Origin of the sequence: Pseudomonas sp. 14P_8.1_Bac3, from assembly GCF_025466085.1 — a bacterium.
GTDB lineage: Bacteria > Pseudomonadota > Gammaproteobacteria > Pseudomonadales > Pseudomonadaceae > Aquipseudomonas.
On record NZ_JANLOD010000069.1, the window covers coordinates 49,101 to 72,265 of the forward strand.

Below are 23,165 nucleotides of genomic sequence, written 5' to 3' on the forward strand. Positions count from 1 at the left end.
AAAGGTCCGGAAACGCACATATTACGTCCGTAATTTTATTCAGGAACTACGGTTAACCCGCCCGATCCCCTTTCAATTCAGGAGTAAAGCCATGAGCAGTTACGACGTCGTGATTCTGGGCGGAGGCCCCGGTGGTTATAACGCAGCGATCCGCGCCGGGCAGCTGGGCCTGAAAGCCGCTTGCGTCGAAGGCCGTGCCACCCTCGGCGGTACCTGCCTGAACGTCGGTTGCATGCCATCCAAGGCATTGCTGCATGCGTCTGAACTGTACGACGCGGCCATGGGTACGGAATTCGCCAACCTGGGGATCGAGGTCAAACCCACGCTCAATCTCGCGCAAATGATGAAGCAGAAGGACGAAAGCGTTAGCGGACTGACCAAGGGCATCGAGTTTCTCTTCCGCAAGAACAAGGTCGACTGGATCAAGGGTTGGGGGCATATCGACGGGCCGGGCAAAGTCACGGTAACGGATAGCGAAGGTGGCAAAACAGAGCTGAGCGCCAAGGACATCATCATCGCCACCGGCTCCGAACCCACTCCCCTGCCCGGCGTCGATATCGATAACGTGCGCATCCTCGACTCTACGGGCGCGCTGTCGCTCAGCGAAGTGCCCAAGCATCTGGTGGTGATTGGCGCGGGTGTCATCGGCCTGGAATTGGGTTCGGTGTGGCGGCGCCTGGGGGCACAGGTGACCGTCGTCGAATTTCTCGACCGCATCTGTCCCGGTGTGGACGGCGAAGCGGGGAAAACCCTGCAGCGCTCGTTGAGCAAGCAAGGCATCAGTTTCAAGTTGAGTTCGAAAGTCACCAGCGCCACCACCTCGGCAAATGGCGTCCAACTCAGCGTTGAGCCGGCGGCCGGTGGCACCGCCGAGTTACTGGAAGCCGATTACGTGCTGGTGGCCATCGGGCGCCGGCCTTACACCCAGGGTCTGGGCCTGGAGAGTGTCGGCCTCGCCACGGACAAACGCGGCATGCTCGCCAACAAAGGCCACCGCACCGAAGCGGCGGGCGTGTGGGTGATTGGTGATGTCACGTCCGGGCCGATGCTCGCGCACAAGGCTGAAGATGAGGCCATGGCCTGCGTCGAGCAGATCGTGGGCAAGGCGGGCGAGGTCAACTACGACCTGATTCCCAATGTCATCTACACCCGACCGGAGCTGGCCAGCGTCGGCAAGACCGAAGAGCAGCTCAAGGCTGCAGGTCGCGCCTACAAGGTCGGTAAATTCCCGTTCACCGCCAACAGTCGGGCGAAGATCAACCACGAGACGGAAGGCTTCGCCAAGGTGCTCGCCGATGAACGCACCGACGAAATTCTCGGCGTGCATTTGGTCGGCCCGAGCGTCAGTGAAATGATTGGTGAGTATTGCGTGGCCATGGAATTCAGCGCCTCTGCTGAAGACATCGCCCTGACCTGTCATCCGCACCCGACTCGTTCCGAGGCGTTGCGTCAGGCGGCGATGAATGTGGAGGGGATGGCGACGCAGATGTGAGTGTTGCGGTAGCGGGTCGGCTCGCTCCCACATTGATTCTGCGTACACCTCAGATTCAATGTGGGAGGGAGGCGAGCCCGACCTGTCTATAACGGCAGATGCTCCAACGGCAACGCCCCCGGCGTCTTCACCGTGTTTATCGCAAAATTGCTGCGGATGTCGCTCACACCGGGCAACTTCAGCAGCCGCCCGGTGAGAAAACGGTCATAGGCCCGCAGATCCGGCACCACGACCTGCAGCAGAAAATCAGATTCCCCTGACACCAGAAACGCCGAAATCACTTCCGGCAACGCCGTCACGGCCAGGCGAAAGGCTTCGGCTTGCTCGTCGTTGTGACGCTCGACCTTGACCCCGACAAACACCGTCAGTCCCAGCCCGACCTCATCCCGATCCAGATTGGCCTGGTAACCGCGAATCACCCCGGCTTCTTCAAGCATCCGCACCCGGCGCAGACAAGGCGACGCGGAAAGACCGATCTCGTCGGCGAGTTGCACGTTGCTCAGGCGGCCGTCCCGTTGCAGGGCTGCGAGAATTCTGCGGTCGTAGGCATCCAGTTTCATGGTTGGCAGATTCCAATAGTTTTAGCGCAATCAAGTAGCAGGTTATGCCAATCGAGAATGCTTTAGAAGCAAACTACGCAACCACCTGCCCTGCCGTCCAGCCATAGACTGGCGTTACCAGATCGACCACGCAGAGGTGCAACATGGCGGGACTGTGGCTTTTTTTCATGGCGTTGACGGTGGTTTACCTGTTGCCGGGCCCGGACATGATCCTGTTGCTGCAGACCGGCGCACGTCAGGGCAAAAGCGCGGCACTGGCAACGGCAGTGGGCCTGGGCATTGCCCGTGGCTGTCACGTGGCATTGGCGGCGCTGGGGCTGGCCGCGTTGTTCAAGGCAGCGCCCTGGACCTTCGATGCGGTGCGCCTGGCGGGGGCCGCGTATCTGTTGTGGATCGGTATCCAGTGTTTGCGAACCACGATGCTGCCAGATCTGAAGGGCGCCGACGCAGCCAGCGGAAAATCCCGTTTGCGCACGGCGATCCAGCGCGGCTTGCTGACCAATTTGCTGAATCCAAAAGCACTGCTGTTCTGCTCAGTGCTGTTGCCGCAGTTCATCGATCCTCACACAGGAGCAGTGCTCCCGCAGTTCGCCGTCCTGGGCGTGATGCTGGTCGGTGTGGGTCTGATGTTCGACAGTGCCTACGCATTGACCGGTGCCGCGCTGGGCCGCTGGCTGCAACGCAGTCCTTCGGCCCAGCGCTTCCAGCAATGGCTGTTCGGCAGTTTGCTGATCGGCTTCGCGGTGCGGCTGACGTTTGTGCAACAGGCCTGATTATGCCCGCGCGTTGCGCTTGCGACGATTGATCAGCACCAGCGCAACGGCTGTGAACGCCACCACACCCCCGACTTCAAGCCACTTCTTGTAAGGACGCAACGTCGCCCGGACCGGACTCAAGGCCTGGGTGACATAGCGCTTATCGGCGTTCTGGAAATCCGGATAAGGGCATTGCTCGCCGAAGAAAACCGCCCAGTCGACGTAGGGGCCTTCTTTGACGTAGCGTTGATAAAAGGCACTTTTTTCTTCCTGGTCCGTGTTCCACCCCGTCGCCGCGCACAGCACCGCCGCGAAGGCCTGGCTGGTGTGCGGCAGATGATCGGCGGCGCGACTGGCCAAGGCATTGGCAACGTAACGGTAGTGATAACGCCGATCGGGTTGCGCGGCGCTGGCCTGCTGACGCTTGACCTCATCTTCCGCCACCAGCGGCCCAACCTTGAGTTCGCTGCTTTCAAGGCTGTAATTGCCACCGAACGTGGCGTAATCCGGGGCCATCTCGTACCCCAGCAACTCCATCCCGTCGGAACGGGCCAGTGTCGCGGCGTTGAAGTAGGCGAAGGCGCGTTTGCTCGGCCACCATTTCGATTCGGCGTCGTGGCGCATTTCCCCGTACCACCTGGCCTTGTGTTGCAATGTTTCGCTGTCGAAGTACGCCGTCGCTTCGTCGTAACGTTCCTCACGCAGCAGCCGGCGTCCGAGTAGGTTGCGCAACTTCGCCGCCACCGGCAGTGGCACGTAGTTGTCGCGGTCCTGCTGAGTCAGCGCGGGTGGGGCCGGCACTTGCGTGTCGACGTACTGCTTGAGCTCATCGACGGTCAGCACACGCTCGGCCACGGTCGCAGCGTCGAGCCAGTAAATATCGTTGCTGCGATAGAGCTGATCGAACGCCTGCAGGTAATCGCCGCGTTGCAGCGCCAGGATTGCGCTCTCGCCTTCGACTCGGCATTTGGGCTGCAGCGATTCGAAGGCCCAGTCCGGCGTGCGCCGCTCACCCCAGGATTCATCCTGCGGGAAGGCCTGGGCGGCTTTGGCATAAGCTGCGGCGGCAGCGGCTTTGTCGCCCTCGCGCATCGCCAGTTTGGCCCGCAGCCACCATGCGAGGCCGCCGTCGCCAGCGTGTTCGAGAAAAACCTTGGCGCTCGCGTAATCGCCCTGTTGATAGTTCATCGCGGCCAGTCGATCGGCGTTGTCCAGACTGCCGCGCGTGCTGGCTTGCAGCAACTTGATCAATTTTTGTTCATCAGGTGGTTGCTCACCAAATGACCAACCCAAGCGGCTGATCAGGGAAGCAGTCAGCAGTTGCTGCACCGCTTTGCCTTTGAGCAACACGGTCAGTTGCTCTTCGGGCATCGCCATCAGATCCGCCACCAACAGTTTCAGCGAGGTGTAACCCACCGTTGAACCGTGGCGATTCTGCGTGGCGTAGAGTTCGATCGCGCTGTCCCAGTCGCCCGCGGTGCGGGCCACGCGTGCTTCTTCACCGAGGCTGGCGACGCCCAATTCCAGCGGGTCGCTGAAACCGTCGATGCTCAACTGTCGGGCCTGTTCGAAGGCCTTGCGCGATTGCGCCAGCAGGTCAGGTGTCGCCTGCGCTTCGGCGCTCAACGCAAACAACGCCCGGCCCAGCGAATACGCGGCCCAGGTGCTGCGCAACGCGCGTTGATCGGCCGGCAAGGCGAGCACTTTGCGGAAGTAGTCGGCGGCCAAACCGTGGTCACCGGCACTGAACGCCGCAGCGCCCGCCAGGTAGAGCCTGAGTTCGGACGGCAGGCTCGCGCCCTGCGCCTCCACCTGGTGCGCATCGGTCAAACCGCGCAACTGTTTGACCAGCGCCTGCTGCTCAGCGGTCAAGCCGTCCTGCTCGGCGGAGTCCCGCTGTTCTGCGTAATCAGTCGCTTCCATGCCGCCGTAGACCACGGCGGTGACGCTCTTCAGACCCGCAATCCCATGCCCGAGCCGATTGATCTCGAAGCGGAAATTGCCTTCCGGCAGTTCCGCCAGCGACTGGCCCCGGTTATCGAGCAGGCGCATGGGGAAATCCGGCCCGCAGGCCAATGCCGAACCCAGCGGTAAAGCGAGGCTCAGGCAGAGCAAATGGCGGGGCCAGTTACGGGTGAACATTCGAACCTCCTTGATCAATATGTGTACAGCGCGCCCAACCGATGGCGCGCTGTCCGCCGGCTGGTATGCGTCCGTCGCGCAGGCGGGTGAAGGTAAGCAGATCCGGGCTTTGTTGCAATGCATAACCCGCCAGGGCATCGGCGCCATCACAGCCGCGCACCACGAGCGTCAAACGTCCGGGCCAAGCGCTGTCGAGGTTGCCTTGATTGCTGACGCTGATGTCATAGAGGCTGTCCTGCGCTGAGAGTGTCAGCGTCAGGCGACTGTCGAGGATATCGCCGCGAGCCACGGCGCCCAACGTGGCCAAGCTCCACGCCCGGCGATCATTGGCCAGTGGCAGGCGAAACCAGATCAGCCCGGCCAGATGAGCCGGTGGATCGTTGCGTAACTCCCTGGCCAAGGTGCGCAGCTGCTGCGGGTCGGCCAGCAGTTCCCGGCGCTCGCCGCCACGCTCGATGGGCCCCTCGCTCTCCACCCGTGGCGCGCCATCTGACTGCGGCAGCAATGCCACGCCGTAGGCCGGCAGCGCCAGGTAGAAAGGTTTCGACGAGATGCGGCTCCAGGCCTTCGCCCATTTTTCCGCCTGATTCGGGTCGAACAAGCCCTTGTGCGGGTCGCTTACCGCATGCACCTGCAGAACGCTGCTGTCGACTGTGGATAACAATGCGGGCAGTTCGGGACTGTCGAGCCAGGCGGGTAAGGCGGTAATACTCAACGGCAGGGAGGCCGGCAGCTCTGCGCGCAGGTCGGTGAGAAATTTCCGATACGCCGGTAGCCGTGCAACACCGGCGTCGTGGTCGATTTCCACACCGGCGAGGGTCAACCCCTGCCCTTGCCAAGCGGCGAGCATCTGCTGGATCTGCGCGTTCACTTCGCCCTGATCCAGTGATTTGAGCTGGCCATCGAGGCGAATCACTGCGATCAACGGACGGCCATCTTGCTTGAGCAGCGTCGCGTCAATTCGTGCCCGGCTCCATCCCGCCTGGGGGAATGCCTGCAAGGCCAGTACCCGCAAGGTCGAGAAATCCGCGCGACTGCCTTTTAGCGCGGCTTCGTGGGCCGGCGTCCATTGCCGTTGCCAGATGTAGAGCTGCTGATCGAGCGGTGGCGCGTCCTGCCGTTCGCAACCCGTCAGCAGCGCCATCACCGTCAACAGGAACGACAGCCGAGCGAGAAAAACCATAAAGCATCCTTTAGGGCTGCTGGAGGCAGCGTCTGTCAGATGCTACAGGTCGAGCACCAAAGGCTGCGAGCCCTGGGCTGGAATCGCACAACAAATCAGGACATGCCCGTCATCCGGCATCTCCGCAGGAGGCTGTGGATAATTTACCTGGCCGCTGACCAGGCGCGTCTTGCAGGTTCCACAAGAACCCCCGCGACAGCTGAACTCCGGCTGCAGGCCACGGCTTTCCGCCAGCTCCAGCAAACTGCCGCCGTCGGGTTGCCAGCGAGCTTCCTTGGCCGAGCGCTGGAACACTACCGGCACCGACGTGCTGGCGGCGGGTGGTTGATCGATGACCACGGCGTCGGGGTCCGGCTGGCGGCGTAACGTCGAAGGACCAAAGGTTTCGGCATGAATCCGCGCATCGCGGATGTCCAGCTCCCGCAGGCTGTCGTACAAGCCTTGAGTAAAACCGCCCGGACCGCAAAGGACAAAATCCAGCTGATCGTAATCCTCCACCTCTTCAAGCGAAGTCCTGAGCAGCGCGGTGTCGATTCGGCCGGTCAGGTCAAAGTCTTCGCCCTCAAGAGCGTCCGATTCCGGCTGACTGAGCAGACGCAGCACACGCACCGCGTCACCGGCGTCCTCGAGCAAACGATCCAGCTCGCGGCGAAACGGTTGCTCCGCCAGCGTGCGTGAACTCTGGAAAAACCACGTAGGACGAATGTGCCGCGTGCGCAGGCCTTGATACACCACCTCCCGCAGCATCGACAGCACCGGCGTAATCCCGACCCCGGCCGCCAATAACACCAGCGGCCGGCGTTCATGCGGCGCCACCGTGAAGTGCCCTTGCGGCGCGCGGGCCTCCAGCAGATCACCCAACCGAATCTGTTCATGCAGGTGCGACGACACCCGCCCATCACGCTTCACGCTGATGCGGAAAAAGTCATCGGACGGCGCACTCGACAGGCTGTAAGTGCGGATGTGCACCTCACCGCCAATGTGGAAGCGCAGTGGCAAATGCTGCCCTGCCTGGAACACCGGCAAGCCGATGCCGTCGGCCGGTTCCAGATAAATGGAGCGGATGTTCTGGCTCTCCGCTTCGATCCGTACCACCCGCAGTGGCCGCCAGCGATCACCCAGCGCCTGGGCTTGCAGCCGCGCATTGGCTTGCGTCCAGGTGCCGGTCAGCAAACTGGTGGGCGAGACGCCGTCAAAGCGCCAGCGCAGCGCCAACGCTGCAGGCCGGCGCACCACCCGCTCGACTTCAAATGTCCACAGCCGCTCCGCCCCTTGGAACGCTTCGATTTGCGGGCCTTCAAGAATGACTTCGGTGCGACCGCTGAGGTGCAGCAGATCGCCCGAGTTGAAATCGATAAACAGCAAACCCGCCCGTGGATTGAGCAGAAGATTGCCCAAGGTATTGAAGAACAGGTTGCCGGCGAAGTCCGGAATGGTCAGGCGATTGCCCTCCACCTGTACGAAACCGGATTGACCACCGCGGTGCGAAACGTCCACCGAACGCTTGCCGTCGACATCCGCATAACTGGCGACGAAAAACGTGTCGGCTGCAGTGATCACGGCTTTGGCCGCGTCGTCCAGGCGGTTGAGGTGTTGCGCGATACGCGTGGCAGGATCCGCCAAAGGCACTGAGCGAAACTGCCGCAACTGAATGTATTGCGGGCAGTTGCCGAAGGATTGCTCGACTGTCACCTCAAAACCCTTTTCGGTCAGGGCTCCGACACGACCATTGAGCCGGTTGCGGCGCCGCGTGTGCAGTTCAATTCCCAGCAATCCGATCGCTGCGCCATCGCTCAGTTGTGCGGGGTCATCTGCTCCCGGCAGGCTATTGAACTGCAGCGCCGTCGGCTCGGGCGAAGCAACGAAACCCGGTGCGCCTTCGAGCACACTGGCCCACGGATGACCCTCGGCATCCACCGCGCCGTACAGCATGAACGGCAGTTGCCTATAGAACGCGCGGTGCTGGTCCGGCATCTCGCTGCGAATCACCCTACGGCCGAGCGTCTCCATTCGCTCGCCAACGCCGACGTGTGCCTGCAACTGTTTCTCGCCTGCATGCCAAGGTGAACGGTCCATAACGGCTTCTCCCCGCGCCATCGCGCAGTGTAAAGGGCCCGAGCGTGTCGGGCCGCGAGCATCAGGCAGTGGTTTGCAGGCCGGCGACAGTGCGCGGCATGCCGACAAACCCTGGCAAGGCTTCGATCCGCGCCAGCCAGGCGCGCACGTTGGCGTAATCGTCGAGCGAGACATTGCCTTCAGGCGCGTGGGCGATGTAGCTGTAGGCGGCAACGTCGGCGATGGTCGGTTCGCTGCCGGCCAGATAAGCCGATTCGGTCAGTTCCTGATCGATCAGTTTGAGCCAGGTGTGAGCGTAAGCGATCGTCTCTTCGGCGTTGTAAGGTGCGCCGAAGACAGTGATCAGCCTTGCCCGGCCAGGACCGAAGGCAATCGGCCCGGCGGCCACGGACAACCAGCGCTGAACCTTTGCCGCACCGACCGCATCGGTTGGCAGCCAGCGGCCGTTGCCGTATTTCTGCGCCAGGTACACCAGGATGGCGTTGGAGTCGGCCAGCACCACGCCTTGATCATCGATGGCCGGCACCTGTCCGAACGGGTTGATCGCGAGGAAGTTCGGCTGCTTGTGGGCCCCCTTGGCCAGATCGACAAAGATCAACTCGGTCGGCAGTTGCAGCAGGGACAGCATCAGTTCCACACGGTGCGCATGGCCGGAACGTGGGAAGTTGTAGAGTTTGATCGCTTGCATGGTCGGGCTCCGCTGATGGGTGGCGCTGTTCAGGACAGATCAGCACCGATGGCCGCTATCTTCCACCCGCAACCAAAACAACAGAATAACCAGCAAACGCAATCAATTATTTCAGTTTTAGCAATAACCGCTCAGCGCTGCAATGCCGGGTGTACCCGCAACGCGTTCGCCGTGAAGTCGACAAAACTGCGAATCCGCGCCGGCGCGTTGCGCCCGCCCTGGTATACGACGTGGATCGGCAGGGGCGGCAGTTCAAAGTCGGCCAGGACGATTTCCAGTTCGCCGGAGGCGACTTTGCTGGCGACCTGATAAGACAGAACACGGGTGAATCCCAGCCCCAGGCACGCAGCGTTGATCGCTGCCTGATTCGCCGTGACCACCAGCCGTGGTTCAGGGCGAACGCTAAGGGGTTCGCCAGCCTCCTGAAAAGGCCAGTTTCGCAGCTGACCGATCGCAGACGTCGCTATCACCGGTGCACGGGCCAGCTCCTGTGGATGTGCCGGCCGGCCCTGTAGGTCGAGAAACGATGGACAAGCGCAGATCACCCGCCGCACCACGCCCACACGGATCGCGTGCTGGTTACTGTCCGGCAACTCGCCGATGCGCACCGCCACATCAATCCCCTCCTCGATCATGCTCACCACGCGATCGACCAGTAAGCCGTTAATGCTGACCTCCGGAAACTGGCTCAGGTAACTCACCATGACCGGCGTAACAAACAACTCGCCAAACATGACGGGCGCCGTGATCGTCAGTTGCCCACGGGGTGCGGCATGACTGCCCGCGGCCGAATCTTCCGCTTCCTGCACCTCGGCAAGAATTCTCCGACAGTCCTCCAGAAATCGCTGACCGGCTTCGCTCAAATGCACGCTGCGCGTGGTGCGCGTTAGTAACGGGGTGCCAATGCGCTTCTCCAAGGCTGCCACTGCACGAGTAACGCTGGCCGCCGAAAGACCCAGACGTCGCGCTGCCGTTGAAAAACCCTGATCCTGGGCGACAGCAGCGAACACCTGCATTTCCTGAAATCGGTCCACTGGATACGCCCTCGATTCGGATAAAAAAATCGCAACCGGAGGCTGCGATTTTTATTGTTGTGAACAAGAAATAAAGATTGTCACAGATCCTCAAGGATTTCGCGGTCTCCAGGAAGGACTTGACGATACGCATCGAAAATAAAGGTTGTCACAAAAATCGATACCCACAAAATATAGGGACGACTGCGATAAATAAAGGTTGTCACAGGCGATGTAAAAGATACGAAGATCTCAAAGGGGGCCCGAAAAAATTTCAGGGCACCGGGCTATGATGTGATAGCCGAGTGGCCGTTTTTAGGAGGGTCGAGGGATATGACCAGAACGATCGAAGCAGTAATGCACTTGTCGGTCATGCAAAGGAATCGTGTTAAGCGACGCTGGCATACCCCCAGCTGAATATCGCGACGAACGGCTGCACGAATTGGCACATCGGCAAAATGACAGCGAAGGAAGCATGCAAGTCGGAGTTGGGGCAATGGCTCGTCTAGAAAGTCTTCATTGGTTCGTCAATGGAGCGGATGCGGAAGCAGTCGTCGCAAAGTCGACACGTCCCAGGCCCAGCCGGTGGAACACTCAAGAGGACATAATCGCAGACTGGCTCGTCTGCACAGACAGTGCACACATCCAAACTTCCGGCTACCCGGATGGCCGCTTCCGTCATCGCAGCCTGCTTTGGGTCCCACTCGCGCAGCGAAGCGAACCATTCCGGCGTGTGCGGACGAATCAGTGTGCGAGGCTCGGGCTCAAGCATCCCTTTACGCTCAAGCCAAGTAGTTGCCGCCCTAATGCGACGAGCATGTAGCTGAGTCAAAAGCTCGTACAGCTCTATTTTTAGAGTGAAATATTGGCGCGGATGCAATGCGTTCAAGGTCACGTAGCCCGCATGGTTCAGGACAAAACGGTTTCGCCCTAACTTCTCGCCTACCAGCAGCTCTTCACAGTATCTCTGCTTGTGCTCCGCCGAGCTTTCGGATCCCTCCATGAAGGCAACGTGATACTGCCAAGCATTCCTTTCAAACTCATCCTTCCAAAGTTCCAGATACCTTGAAGTTCTAAGAGCTTGTACTAGGTGATCATCTGCCTCCTGATGGTCCACTAGGTAAGCATTAATGTCGTTGAGTGATTCAATCTCAGAGGACAACTCTCGGGCTTCCCGAAGCAGGGCATTGGTTGAATCCCGCATAGCCTGAACGTGATCAATATCTTCACGCCAGTGAGCCTCTTCTTCCGCATTAAGATCTCTAAGCACGTTAGGAATCTCAAAAAGCGCAGCGCTATTCAGTAACTCCCCTGGATGGCAAAAGTCTGCATCCGACACTAGGTTTGCACCGGCCCTTTGATAAGCCTGCGCGACCAATCGCGAGCAGAACTGCCTCCGACCGGCCACAAAACCAGCCAACACGCTCTTAGCGGCGCCGGTCTTGGTATATCGAGTACCAACCGCAGCTCTGGCGAAGGTGATAACAGAGTGCAGTTGGTCAATAGTCAGGGGCACAACCGGCCGAAGAACGTGCCCAGCGCAGCCTGGCTCAAGAATCAGCCGCTCGAGATTGCGTGCATGAACACCGTCACCAGTAGAATCGATCACACTCGACTTCCCCACACAAATCATAGCGTGAGAGATGTCCGCGCCGATGGCCTTACGAATCGTTTTGCTCATGGGTTCGGGCGTGGTTGTTAGTACGATATCTCCGAGTTCAATGAGGTCGGAGACAAACACCCGAGGCCTCAGTTTCAATTCATTCATCTCGCCTTCCATATTGAATAGTACTCCTGTGCAGGTACTGAATGATGGATATCGGTGGCAGCTATGCCCCTGCCAAATGATATTGAATCGGTTCTCGGGTAGGTTTTCTCAGTCGAGTATAGGCAGCATTCAGCGACGTTGATCAGCGTCCTACATTCACCCTGGCTCGTCATTTCTCAGATTCCTGGTGGCCGGTATCCGGGTTTCATGAGCAGCGTTTGCGGTCTCCGCATAACCTGTCATCAATACCCTATTGTGACGCTTTCACAGGAAACCAATTTTTACCGTCGCTACAGCCCTTATAAAACAAGGGCCTCAGCGAAGGTCTAAAACAGCTCTACTGACCTTGTTTACAAGAGGTATAAATAGCGCAGTGTGACATTGGAGGTGAAACACATGACCGCTGCGTTGATTGAGGAGATCCTCAAGAAGGAAGGTCCCATGCTGAGCAGTGACCTATCCAAGCTGATAGAAAAGACTGGAGTTAATCCGGACACAGCAAGGAAACGAGTTGAAAGGGGCTGCGAAGGCATGACTCGCCTTAGCCATATTGTCTTCGCTCACAGAGCGCGTTTCGTTTACCTCCAATCTGATTACGGATCACCAAGATTTTTCGACAATCTTATGTACGCACTGCAAAAGACGGGTAGTACGTACTTCCACGCACTTAAAGCGCTAGAAATGCGCGACAACGTGATGCCTCTCCCTCATTTCCTTGTCGCTTGCGGAGCTCCTGTTGCACAGAAAGGACATGTTTCGGCCAAAAGTTTGACCGAGCGCCTGGTCAAAGCAACACTGATCAAGGAAGTCGTGATTGCTGGCGGAGAGACCTACGTCGTTAGGACTGACTGCGAAGGTTTAGTCACCAACGGCCAACTATTGGCCGAGCTCAAAGGAAGACTTATAGCTGAACGCATTGCCCTGATTGCCGTTCGAGACTGGGCTAGAAATCTTGGACTGGTGAGTTATGACGCCGTGGCTACCCGGGAGGATCTAGGCTCAACCTCAGCGCCGAGAGTAGCAAGCTTCGAGTGGGATTTAGCAGGCCCCTCTTATTTGTTCCCTATGCGCGGATATGAGGACGAGAAAATCAAGCCGGGCTTTCTCGTCTGCGACATAGCGCTGTGCGGAAGGATCTCAGCAGACCAAATCGGCGCGTTCATTAAAAAGTGCGTTTCTATCAGAAGCTTGCCGAGAGTCGGCAAATGCCTCCAAGTATTTGTCGCGCACGCCTACTCCCGTGAAGCTTTCGCCCGCCTCAAAACAGAGGGAATCATTCCGGCGTCTACCGAAAGCCTATTCGGTCATGATGTCGCAAAAGCGCTGAAGCAGCTTTGTGGAGTCTTGGTAAACACTGCCAAACTAGTTGAAAACCCAGAAGCTTTGGAAAAAATCTTTAAAGACTTATCCAGAATCGAAGGAGCCGCATCTACTCTTCGCGGTAGTCTTTTTGAGCTTGCTGTCGCCCAAATCGCCCAGTGGACATTCCCTGGTTATCTCATGGAAATGAACAAAATCGTTAGGGACTCCATCGGAGCTAGCGCCGAAATCGATCTATTTTTTTATAAGCGGAATCACGAATTGGTATTCATCGAGTGCAAAGGCATTCATCCCATGTCGACGGTTGACGATGCCGAGGTGAAAAAATGGCTCGACGTACGGATTTCAGTAATACGCGCATTTGTGAAGTCTCATAGTGAATGGAGCAAATTCACCCAGCGTTATGAGATGTGGACAAGCGGCAGATTTTCAGAACCCGCGATTGCTATGGTCTGTGAAAAGCAAGCACAAAGCCCAAAATTCACTATTGAGATTAGAGATGCCGACTACGTGCTCTCCCAAGCTACAGCCAGTAACGACCAAGGTCTGATCCGCACCTACACACAGCATTTCGTTAATCATCCAATGCAGGAGTTCACGCAGAAGAAAGAGCGTGAGGAACGCCGAGCGAGAAAGACTGCAGCGAGGGAACCCAAGCTTCCTACCCCCTCACCATTCGAGCCGCTATTGGTACAAGCGTTGGAGACAGGGCAGTAATAACAGCATTCCGGTGGTCATTTGCGCACTACAAGATTGGCCATCTCACCTTGCACAACTCAGCTGGCTACCCACATATGCGTGGCCGTTGTTCGACCTCACTAGTTTTGTACCTTCTTGGTAAGCGTCTGCCTGACTCACCTTACGAGAGTCAGGCAGCTAACCACTGATGCGGCAGCAGTTGTTCAATCTCACATGTTCGCCGCATCGGTGTGCCTATGGCACTGATCTGGTTTTTCGGATTGCCCGAAGCCTGGTTCAGCGTAAGCAGTATCGTCTACGGATGACCTCAGCTTAGCGCTTGGCTAAAGCCTTCTCCAAAATGACCTTCAGATCCGGAGCAACTGTAAAGCCCTCTGGAATGGCGAAGGTGTTCAGAAGCTTATCGCTGTAACCTTTTTGGGTGGCCACAACTTTGATTTGAGCCAACAGCTTCTTACCTTTGACGGTCGTTGGGCTAGGCCCCGCCCCCTGACCCCATAAGTCGTCGGTAGCAGGTGAGCCACCATCCGGCCAAATGAGCCTATTGATGACTTGGCGTTTTGAGCCAAAATCGGTTCGTGCCTTAGTTACAGCCTTGGACGCAGTCTCCCTCCATTGCTCAGCTTCTTCAAACGAGATTCCGTACAGTGATGCCAGATAATCGGCTGAGCAGAAATATCCTTCAATATCCGAACCTGCGGTTGTCCAGGGATACACTCCCTGGGTACTGAAGGTTGCTGCCCATTTGGTCGCTTCCTCAGGCGTCATGAAGTCACCGTCACGATGGATTACTGCTGCAACATCAATTTTTCCATCAACTAGCAAGCCGGAAAGTAATTTGTCTTTGGGAAGGTTTTCGATCCCAAAACATCGACATAACGACAGTTGGCGACCTAGCTCCGGCCATTGTTTGAGGATGGCTCGCAAGGGTTTGTCATCCTCATCCTCTATGAAGAACAAAACAGATTTGTCCAGCCCACCCCATCCCAAAAGCCGGCGTATCGCCTCGTCATCATCTGTTTTGACTACGCCTTCACTCATCCAAACCAGCTTCGTCATAGGGCTAGCTGCACGAACCACATGTGGGCTATGTGTGGACAAGATGATTTGAGTGTTATGTTCATCAGCCGCCTGCTCCAGAGCTTCAATCAGCCGCTCTTGTCGATTCGGATGAAGATGGGCATCTGGCTCGTCAATCAACATGAGCCTCGGCTCAAAGAAAATGAGATAAGCAAAAATCTGAATTGTTTGAAGGATGCCTGTAGCGGCGGTTTCTAGCGGCCTTTTATACCCATCCATGTGCACCGTGGCGGAGATATGAAAGTCTTCCCTGTCATCGTAGGACACATCAATAGATACATTAGGATGCACTTTCTGCAGCAGCACATTTAGCTGCCTCAAACGCTCCTCTCCCATCAACCTATCAGGTTCATCGGCTTTGCGGGCCTTGAGGTTCAAGAGTATGTTTCGGAGGACTCCTCCGGCATCACCGCTGGCAGCCTGTCTACGCAACGATGGCTGCGCCAAGATAGCCTCCTTTTCAGAGAGACCCGCCAACCCAGGTATATAGGTAGTTAGAAACTGAAACCGCTGTTTGTACGGCGTGACAGCACTTCCGCCGTCGATATGGGCCGTAACCCCAGCTTTATTTCTGGCCGCCCTCAACCGCACGACAGTCTGAACTGGATCGTCGCCGGCAGCTGTGTGATTAAAAGCAACCTCGACAGGCGTCGATGTCGCTCCTGGTTTTAACTGACCATTGTGAAGCGTCGAGAGTGGATCGCTTGAGGGTATGTAATCTAACCGCTCGAAAGAAATCATTTCCTTCGTGTTTTTCGGAAGAATGTAGCTCGCGGCGCGCGCTGCCCAGTGAATAGCCTGAAGTACCGATGATTTTCCGCAACCATTCGGGCCGACCAGAATAGTTACCTTCCCCAAAGGTATGTTTGCGCGCTTAGCAGCCTTGAAGTTCTGAACAGTGATTGACTCTAAAGGGCTCCAGCGCTTCGCACGCGTGGATCGCGTATCCGGGAACGCCACGGCAGGCTCTAAAAGCTGAGGTGCTTCAACTTTTTCCACATCTTCAGGCGCGCTCTGTAGGCGCCTAGTGCGTATAACCCGCCTGACGACGGGCGCTAGATCTGCAGTTTCTACAGCATCTTCCGGATTCACTAGATCTTGCATCGGTTCCTTCCTATCGATACTGCCGAGGGCACGGCACTTATGCGCCAAAAATAGCCTTGTGCCAGTATATGGAGCTCGTCGCTCCTTGGATATATAAGCTAGGTGCAGACTACTATGCCCGCATTCGCCAACAGTCGATGCATCTAGAAAATGGAAAATGGGCTGCCGCTTGCACCTCGGGCTCGGATGAGCTGTTCGTTGTTAAGTAGCTCTGCAAGCGGTCACAGGAATAGGGGGTATTGCTGCCCCCTTCTTTCCAGGCCCAGTAGCGAGAGAAAGGCCTAGCGAGCATGCTCAGTCGGCCTCATTCGCTCGTCACCGACCTGCCGTAGTCGCTTGAAATCAAAAAACGGATTGCCGTACAAAAAACTCGGCGAGCGAACATCCGAATTTCTGTCAGGACGAGCATGCTCGTGGTCAGGAAAAAACGGGAGGTCGTGATGGTCAGGAGCAGAATCCGCCCGGTACACCTGCTTTTTCTCCGAAGGACTGAAAAGCATATAGGAGTAATTCATCAGCGACTTCAGCCGCAGCAGCCACCACCAGCCGTGCGGCAGGTCAATCCTGAGGTGCCACCCCTTTTCACGCTTCTCCGCACTCGCAGCACTGCCTCCAAGCTCTTCAGCGACCATCGCATGAACGTGGGGAATCAATTCGTCAGGGATGAATTCGCTTTTACTGAACTCCGGAATATCTATCGACAGGGAAAACAGCGTGCCCAAGAACTTCAGTACATTCGGCTGTTGTTTGGCCTGTTCTAGGTGCTGCCCACAGAGCGACAGCTGGATGAGTGTCCCGCTGCCAGGCACACTGGCGATTGTGGTCCTGGCGCTGCTGATTGCAGGCTCCTTGCAGGCAAGGCAGGTACCTAGGCTAGAAAGGATCAAGGATCTGGTCACAGTAGTGTTGGCGAAACGCCCCTCAGCCATATCGGCAGCCTCTTTAGTGGTCGACGTCATCCACTGATGCCAAGCATCGTAGACAGAGCGAGCAGCAGGGGTGTCGAGAGCGCTGTAAAGTGTTCGAGTATCCGCGACAGTTACCCAATCGGAAGACATCGCTTTGACATCGAGAAGCGGCCCCCTATATCGATAGCTCCTCAGAGCACCACAGAAGTCGGACTGAGGGTAAATCAGTACGCCCTCCTGTTTGTTTTTAATCCAGTATTTCAGAGGTGCGGCGTCAATCAGTCTTTGCCAGACCTCTAGCCTGTAGGTCACGCTTTCACATACAAAAGATAAACGCCGGCCTACGAAGTCGAAGTTCTTGAATGAAATAGCTGCAATGAAGAGGTCTATTGTTGATGCCTCCGGAAGAGGCCCGTCCACCTCATCCAGTAGCGAATCCAAGTTGAAAAGCCTCCAACGATGATCGTTATCCATACCAGACCTCTAGAAATTTTACTTTGTTCTACAGCAGCCGGCCGAACGGCCTACGGGACTTCAGGGCCAAACGTATAGGGACGGAGCGGAACATCGAAACCTCATCAACAGCCCTCATCTCGGGTGGTACCTCTGCTAGCAGACAGATCGATACTGGTGAAACAGGAGTGCAGGATAGCCACACCAAAACAACGATGGAGATCCAAAATGTACCCACCACCAACCCTCGACGACGCCTGCTTTGTACTCCAGCAATTGGACAGCATCCCACGCCCGTATGGCGATAACGAAGGCGACGCCATCAACAGCGATAGCGTCTATTACGCACTTGAGCCCCATCACCAGCAGATCGTGGATCAGGCATACACCGTAGTGTGTGCATACACCCGTAAGCCTGGCGGAATGGAGGCGAACACGAGAGCCGTCAACGCACTGACCCACCGGGGCTACTCAACCTATTTGGGGCCGGACCAGAACGATGTATACCGTCTGGTTGGAACCGCGGAGAGCGAAAACTGGTGCCTTATTATCTCCGACCCTGGATCCAGCAACGCTCACGATGACTATTAATCCTCGGGGGTAACCGTCAGGGTCGAGCCGTCCGGCAGGCGATAGCTTGCCGTGACGACGACCCGCTGACGCTTACGCTCCTTTTCCTCCTGTTTCATCATCACCCTGCAGATCTTGCGAGTCGTTAGTTCGGAGATTGTGATCTTGGGATCACCCTCCCGATCAATCACCTCCATGATCTTGTCTGTCGCGATATTGGCGCTCTTCCAAGGCGTTAGCGTCAAAAGAGACCCTGCACCGCGCAGGCTGTAGTAGAGCTCCGCGACCCTCTTTTTGCCCAGATTCACTTGGGCTGCGTTCGAATGCTTTTTCCGGGCATTCGCTTTGGCTTTCCTTGTATCTGCAATTGTGTCGAACCGCTGCATGATGAAATCTGACGCCTTACGCATCCCCAGCAAGTAGTTCGCGTCGATTAAGTAGGAATACGCGATATCAGTTTTCTCGGCCTCTGCAGCTTTCTGGGCCTGCATTAGCAGGCCGCATATGGCATAAACCGATGCCTGGGTTTGCTGAGGGGTTTCAAGGGTCTCAGCGATGTGATCCGACAAACTCTTACCTTCAAGATGCACCACCGAGTCCAGGATCAGCAGAAAAAGATCGTCACCTGGTAGCTCGTAGCCGTTCAATAAGGGAATGGTGATGCGTTCAAGCACCATTTTCATGAAGCTCTGCAGCTGTGCTTCACCTCCATCCTTCTGAGCAGCCATGATTTGATTCAGAAATGCTGGAAGACGAGGTCGGAAGTGATTGATGAATTCGGATAATGCCAGAGCCCATAAACGCTGTAGCTCAGTATCAAAGGAGCGCGCAGGCCGGCCTTCATGCAACAGCAACTGCTTACCCGCATAGGCCGGCAGAACGACCTCGTGCACAATTTGAAAGAGGTTGGCAATTTCCTCCCTCTGCAGCCGGATGACATCCGTGCCATTCACCTTGTTCTGCAGTACTTGGATTTGACGAAATGTCTCCTCCAATCCGGCTTCAATTGATCCTTCTTCAAAGGTGAGTTCCATTCTTTTTCTCCGAGGGCGGTTGAGATCGCCTTGGAGTTTACTGGATGGCCTACTGATATCACAGATCACTACACTAGGCTCTGTCTACGGGACAGAACCCTTCGAGCCAGTGGTAACCGTCCGGCCAACTGAATCGCTCCGGGTTTCGTAGTGTGCCCAACTGGCCATCAGGGCCGGCTGATCGCCGGTGCGGATGTCGCGCTGCAGGTGCACTCCGACGGCGCGCAGGCGCTGCTCAGCCTTTGCCCAAAAGCCCTTGGAGGTGCCGACTTCGTGCATTGAGTCCAGCGGCAGGCCGTACTGGCGGCTCAGGCACCACAATGAGGCCAGCCCGAGACGCTGGGCCTGGTGCGCCGGGCGGATCTTGAAATCGCTGATGTACAGGCGGTCGTTCAACGGGCTGACGCCGTATGTGATGTAGCCGACTTGCTGGCCGTGCTGATGGATCGCGGCGGTGATATCCAGCCCAGGAAAGACGAAATTGCCGCGCAGCGCTTCGCTGCGCAGGGTCACCAGTTGCAGGCTGGTGGCCAGCGTCTCGAGGCGGGTGACTTGACGGCGCTGGAAGAAATCCCGCAGGGGGTCAAACAGGGACATGGCCAGTTCCTGGTCATCAATGGGAGGTAAAGGGTCATCCAGGAATCCGACTGACGTATTGGTCAGGAGAAATCTTGTCATGGCCGAATTGCGCCACGGCCAGGTACCAGAGTCGGCCCTTGCCTTGGTAAGCATTCGAACAGGTGACTTCGTTGGCGGTGATACCGGCGCGCTCACGATAGACGATGAAATCGCCGGCACGGATTTCCCGGGCGGGCACGCGCTCAACGAGGTAACAGTTTCCCACCTTGTCGGCCATTTTGATGTGCACTGATTGTTGGCAGGTGAGGCAGGTCCAGTTGCTCCGATTGAGGACGATGGTGTGATCAGGGGAGTCGTGGCCCGCCGGGCAGGTATGGGTCAAATCGAAGACGGTTTCAACGCGAAATGTCATAGGGGCCATCCGTGGTCAAATAGGGTGATAACCTATGTTATCACCAGCTTTTGTGCCCTCAGAAAGGCGGAGGTTCTGCTGATGGACCTACGCCAACCGGGCGAGTTTTCCGAGGACCTGTTCGCGGCCACGCAGGCGGTTGCCTGCGATCGGCTCATGCAGGTGATGAATACTACCAACGGGCGCTGGGACAGAGGCACGATGCGCTCTGCCAGCGTGCCGGTTGCTCCCGACTGGGGTATGCGCAGGGAGATGATGAGCCAGTCATACACCACACGGCTCGATCAGCTCTGGACGGTGAAGTGCTAACGACTCAAAGCCTGTCAGCAAGCCCTCGTTCTCGAAGGCTGCCCCCCTTGGCCTGCTACAGCAAATGGGTGATGGTCCACCCTTGATCGGTCAATGCCGTTTTACACTCGTCTGAAACCCGTTGTGCATTGACTGCCAAGCACAGAAAGCTGGTAGGTCGCGACATGCCGACATACAGGTTTCGAAATTGAGAAAGTTGAGTCTCAGGCATTTTCCCGGAGCGAGTGTCAATCCCAGCAATGATGGGTAATGCCAGCTTAAGACCAAAAAAGAAGGAAAAATATCGCCTAGAATTCATGACTCAAAGTGCAATTTTTACGCTTAACGTCTAGGAAACCTGACCATGCGCATAAGGGCACAGACTGATCAAACCATCGCTAAAGACATCGGAAGGCGAATTCAAGCCATACGTTTGAAAAAAAATATCAGTTTGGAGGACATGGCGAAGTCTGCTGGAATAAGCCGACAAACTCTGCATTTGTTGCTGAATCATGGAAAAGGGACATTCGCAAACCTGATAGCTATCCTTCGCTCAATCAATGAGCTCGAACGTTTGAGTTCTTTGGTAGAAGAAGTATTGCCTAGCCCTTTACAGGTCATTCGCATGGAGGGGAAAAAACGCCAGCGGGCATCGGGTCGGCGTGCTAGTACAGACGAGCTTTCCACCGAGACAAAAAGAGTTAGCGACTGGTAACTGCTTAATTGCATAGACTTTATCACGCACTTGCATTGGCAATGACAGGACAATTGCGCCGTGGCTGATCATTCGTTTGCATTTGACCTGAGCAGCGCATGCCCTGGCGGCGACCGTCAGCGAACGGCTAGAAGCGATCACTGAGTTTCATCCATCACGCCATAACAAAATCGCGAGCATAATGAAGCATCTCCAACGATGCAGCATGAGTCGGATCATGAGCAAAACCGAAAGTTGGACAGTTAGATGCCAAGACACCGCAGATGGAAGTGGCGACGTAATCGTCGACTTACCACCAGAACTACTTGCGAGCTTGGGCTTAGTCCTTGGTGACGCGCTGACAATCGAGGTGATTGATGGCGCGATAGTCCTGAAGCCGAAGCGCAGTACCTCCTCCAATTCTGATCCGTCGCCTCCACCCACCATCTAATCTGCAAGCGGCTTAGGCGTAGCTGTTTGCCTGACCGCAGGCTTTTCGGCAAGAAGCAGTAGGGTCGAGGGTTTTGGTGGCCCTCTCAGCCCCAATTACTTCTTGGGTGTACCCACAGAACATTTATCGTGAAAGAAATTTCGAAAAGGGAGCGTTATGGTAAGCGAGAGTTGCTTTGTGGCAGTGTGTTTCATTCCGCTGGACCCCAACGGATCTAAGATCTTCGGCTTCTCGGAGTTTCTCGCCGGCCTCGCTCTCATGGTTCTTGCCTGGACAATCGGCGACGTCCGCTACCGATTCCGTGTACGAACTGCCCCAATTCCCCTCCAAGGCGTGACCTTCTCGGTCGTAGCCACCGTGGGTGTACTCACCTTGTTGACCGACTTGTGGCGTGCTCAAGGATGGTTCATCCCTCAAGGCAATCTGCTCACACCGGCCTCATGGCAGGCCCTCCTCGCAGGTCTGTTCCTCCTTACATTCCTAACCTGGGCATGGTTCGCCTTTATCAAACGGCCAACATTCGGGAAGCGGAATGCCAAACGCTACGCGCAGACCTTATATCGACTAATTCTGAAAGGCGATCCGACGGAATTGGCCGTGGTCGCTGACGAGCTCACGTACTCAGCCAGAGCGTTAGTGCATCATGCGACCGACCGTAACAACCAAAATAGTTATCGTCGCAATCAAGATGAAGACAAATCGCAACTGCCCCTACCCAAGGTCGTAGGGTACGCAAACGATCTGCTTCTTCTAATCGCCGACAGGCGCTTCTGCCGTGTGATCGTCGAATCCTCACCGGGTACCGCCTTGGCAATTTTTCAAAAGATAGGCGAGACGAAAAAGTACGGTATACAGATCGAAATTTTCGCCAAGAACATCGTGAGGGAAGCGCTGCTGAACACGAACTCGTTCCTCTACCACGAAGCGGAGGGATATGAATCTGGGCTGATCGGATACCACAAGCCTCTCAGCCAAGCGATGTTCGGGAACCACATGTTGGTCGAGACCATTGGGACACTGCTTGACCCTGACATCATGGGCCAGTCGAAATGGAGCGCAGCACAATGGAAGGCCTACTGTCGGTTGGTTTTGATTACCCTTAACGACTATTCGGAAACGTCGTTTTGGAATCACTCTACCGCTCTCTACCGTGCCAAGGGTTACATTGAGAATGCCGTCTCAGGCTTGTACAAATTGAATGCAGTAGCCAATACCTGGGACAGCGATGACGTTCACTGCCTCCGGGTAGTCATGGAGTTCATCAGCGATGCGGTTAAAATTCTCGATAAGAAAGGCGTTCCCAACCACATCCGACGCCGCGTGAGAGAGGAGCATGGCCACCCGCGTGAGTCGTTCTACGACCACCTTGCCAGCATGATTTTCGAGGTTATTTTCCACGCCGCGGCTGTTAGTTCGCCGCAGTGGGAATGCTGGTCAATACAGCACAACTCGATTTGGAGTCCAATGCGTCATAATCTCAATGGGCCCGCTGGCCGAGTGGTCAAGTTCAAGTTACGGCGGCTTTTATACAACGAGGTCGCGGATATGAACCGCTTCCCTAACTTTAAAGGGGCAAAGATCCTCAGTTTTTGCCTGAACGTCATGGGGCTGAAAATAAGTGAGGGTGACTTCGACAAGGTTAATCGGCCCTTGCACAAGGCGATTCTCGCCTGGACGAAGAAACATTACATCTGGTTGCAAAGCGACACCCCACGCGTCGCTCAGGCCTGCCTTGTCGACGGCCTCACCTACGATGCTGAAAACTTTCAACTAGTGAAGACCTATACAGCGGACGGGCTTCGGCGCGAACCGAACTACGTCCGACTTAAGCTCGAGCCCGCGCAAGCCAACGGAGCGCCGATAACTTAGGAAAAGCACAGGTAACAGCCGTTAAAT

At 56.5% G+C, this 23,165-nt stretch carries 19 protein-coding genes and 1 pseudogene; 8 read left to right on the top strand and 12 right to left on the bottom strand.

All coding sequences use genetic code 11. The features are described 5' to 3' along the window. Positions 1–91: 91 nt before the first annotated feature. On the top strand, positions 92–1,492 hold the full coding sequence (gene lpdA, locus NTD84_RS24215; protein ID WP_262170861.1) for a dihydrolipoyl dehydrogenase: 1,401 nt from the start codon (positions 92–94) through the stop codon (positions 1,490–1,492). Between the two features lie 86 nt (positions 1,493–1,578). Here the strand turns inward: lpdA and NTD84_RS24220 are convergent, their stop codons facing one another. Further along, the gene (locus NTD84_RS24220) at positions 1,579–2,052 is read right to left on the bottom strand and encodes an Lrp/AsnC family transcriptional regulator (protein ID WP_262170864.1); all 474 of its coding nucleotides are present in this window, start codon (positions 2,050–2,052) and stop codon (positions 1,579–1,581) included. Positions 2,053–2,195: 143 nt separating this feature from the next. Between NTD84_RS24220 and NTD84_RS24225 the strand changes: the two genes are divergently transcribed. Continuing rightward, positions 2,196–2,825 carry a LysE family translocator gene (locus tag NTD84_RS24225; protein ID WP_262170866.1) on the top strand — a complete coding sequence of 210 codons (630 nt, stop codon included), beginning with the start codon at positions 2,196–2,198 and terminating at the stop codon, positions 2,823–2,825. Here the strand turns inward: NTD84_RS24225 and NTD84_RS24230 are convergent, their stop codons facing one another. From NTD84_RS24230 to NTD84_RS24255, 6 genes are all read right to left on the bottom strand, one after another. Continuing rightward, the gene (locus tag NTD84_RS24230; RefSeq protein ID WP_262170867.1) at positions 2,826–4,949 is read right to left on the bottom strand and encodes a hypothetical protein; all 2,124 of its coding nucleotides are present in this window, start codon (positions 4,947–4,949) and stop codon (positions 2,826–2,828) included. Next, on the bottom strand, positions 4,936–6,132 hold the full coding sequence (locus NTD84_RS24235; RefSeq protein WP_262170870.1) for a DUF3142 domain-containing protein: 1,197 nt from the start codon (positions 6,130–6,132) through the stop codon (positions 4,936–4,938). The genes NTD84_RS24230 and NTD84_RS24235 overlap by 14 nt, the downstream gene beginning before the upstream one ends. Before the next feature lie 42 nt (positions 6,133–6,174). Then, positions 6,175–8,208: a pyridoxamine 5'-phosphate oxidase family protein gene (locus tag NTD84_RS24240; RefSeq protein WP_262170873.1), complete on the bottom strand. Its 2,034-nt coding sequence runs from the start codon at positions 8,206–8,208 to the stop codon at positions 6,175–6,177. Between the two features lie 61 nt (positions 8,209–8,269). Further along, positions 8,270–8,896, bottom strand: a complete 627-nt coding sequence (locus NTD84_RS24245; protein WP_262170876.1) for a glutathione S-transferase family protein — start codon at positions 8,894–8,896, stop codon at positions 8,270–8,272. A gap of 131 nt (positions 8,897–9,027) precedes the next feature. Further along, positions 9,028–9,930, bottom strand: coding sequence for a LysR family transcriptional regulator (locus NTD84_RS24250; protein WP_262170878.1), 903 nt, complete (start codon positions 9,928–9,930; stop codon positions 9,028–9,030). Positions 9,931–10,414: 484 nt separating this feature from the next. After that, entirely contained in the window at positions 10,415–11,677 is a 1,263-nt protein-coding gene (locus NTD84_RS24255) for a YiiX/YebB-like N1pC/P60 family cysteine hydrolase (protein WP_262170880.1), read from the bottom strand. Between the two features lie 396 nt (positions 11,678–12,073). Between NTD84_RS24255 and NTD84_RS24260 the strand changes: the two genes are divergently transcribed. Continuing rightward, positions 12,074–13,714, top strand: a complete 1,641-nt coding sequence (locus tag NTD84_RS24260) for a hypothetical protein (RefSeq protein WP_262170883.1) — start codon at positions 12,074–12,076, stop codon at positions 13,712–13,714. Between the two features lie 294 nt (positions 13,715–14,008). On the opposite strand, the gene NTD84_RS24265 is transcribed toward NTD84_RS24260, so the two are convergent. Continuing rightward, complete coding sequence (locus NTD84_RS24265; RefSeq protein WP_262170885.1) at positions 14,009–15,880, bottom strand: ATP-dependent nuclease; 1,872 nt, start codon at positions 15,878–15,880, stop codon at positions 14,009–14,011. A 281-nt stretch (positions 15,881–16,161) separates the two neighbouring features. Beyond that, entirely contained in the window at positions 16,162–17,262 is a 1,101-nt protein-coding gene (locus tag NTD84_RS24270; protein WP_262170886.1) for a hypothetical protein, read from the bottom strand. A gap of 207 nt (positions 17,263–17,469) precedes the next feature. Between NTD84_RS24270 and NTD84_RS24275 the strand changes: the two genes are divergently transcribed. Beyond that, a complete protein-coding gene (locus tag NTD84_RS24275) occupies positions 17,470–17,832 on the top strand; it encodes a hypothetical protein (RefSeq protein WP_262170888.1) in 363 nt (120 codons plus the stop codon). On the opposite strand, the gene NTD84_RS24280 is transcribed toward NTD84_RS24275, so the two are convergent. The 3 genes from NTD84_RS24280 to NTD84_RS24290 form a co-directional block, all read right to left on the bottom strand. Then, complete coding sequence (locus NTD84_RS24280) at positions 17,829–18,845, bottom strand: hypothetical protein (RefSeq protein WP_262170891.1); 1,017 nt, start codon at positions 18,843–18,845, stop codon at positions 17,829–17,831. The genes NTD84_RS24275 and NTD84_RS24280 overlap by 4 nt on opposite strands. A gap of 84 nt (positions 18,846–18,929) precedes the next feature. After that, complete coding sequence (locus NTD84_RS24285) at positions 18,930–19,442, bottom strand: N-acetyltransferase (protein WP_262170894.1); 513 nt, start codon at positions 19,440–19,442, stop codon at positions 18,930–18,932. A gap of 34 nt (positions 19,443–19,476) precedes the next feature. Then, positions 19,477–19,836, bottom strand: coding sequence for a hypothetical protein (locus tag NTD84_RS24290; protein ID WP_262170896.1), 360 nt, complete (start codon positions 19,834–19,836; stop codon positions 19,477–19,479). Between the two features lie 63 nt (positions 19,837–19,899). On the opposite strand from NTD84_RS24290, the pseudogene NTD84_RS24295 reads away from it, so the two are divergent. The 4 genes and pseudogenes from NTD84_RS24295 to NTD84_RS24305 all read left to right on the top strand — a co-directional run. Continuing rightward, positions 19,900–20,145 (top strand): annotated as a pseudogene (locus NTD84_RS24295) (DUF4113 domain-containing protein); the annotation flags it as partial. Positions 20,146–20,488: 343 nt separating this feature from the next. After that, positions 20,489–20,839 carry a helix-turn-helix domain-containing protein gene (locus NTD84_RS24300; protein ID WP_262170899.1) on the top strand — a complete coding sequence of 117 codons (351 nt, stop codon included), beginning with the start codon at positions 20,489–20,491 and terminating at the stop codon, positions 20,837–20,839. A 217-nt stretch (positions 20,840–21,056) separates the two neighbouring features. After that, positions 21,057–21,269, top strand: coding sequence for an AbrB/MazE/SpoVT family DNA-binding domain-containing protein (locus NTD84_RS30135; RefSeq protein WP_410017376.1), 213 nt, complete (start codon positions 21,057–21,059; stop codon positions 21,267–21,269). Between the two features lie 156 nt (positions 21,270–21,425). Further along, a complete protein-coding gene (locus tag NTD84_RS24305; RefSeq protein ID WP_262170902.1) occupies positions 21,426–23,138 on the top strand; it encodes a hypothetical protein in 1,713 nt (570 codons plus the stop codon). The last annotated feature ends 27 nt before the right edge of the window (positions 23,139–23,165 follow it).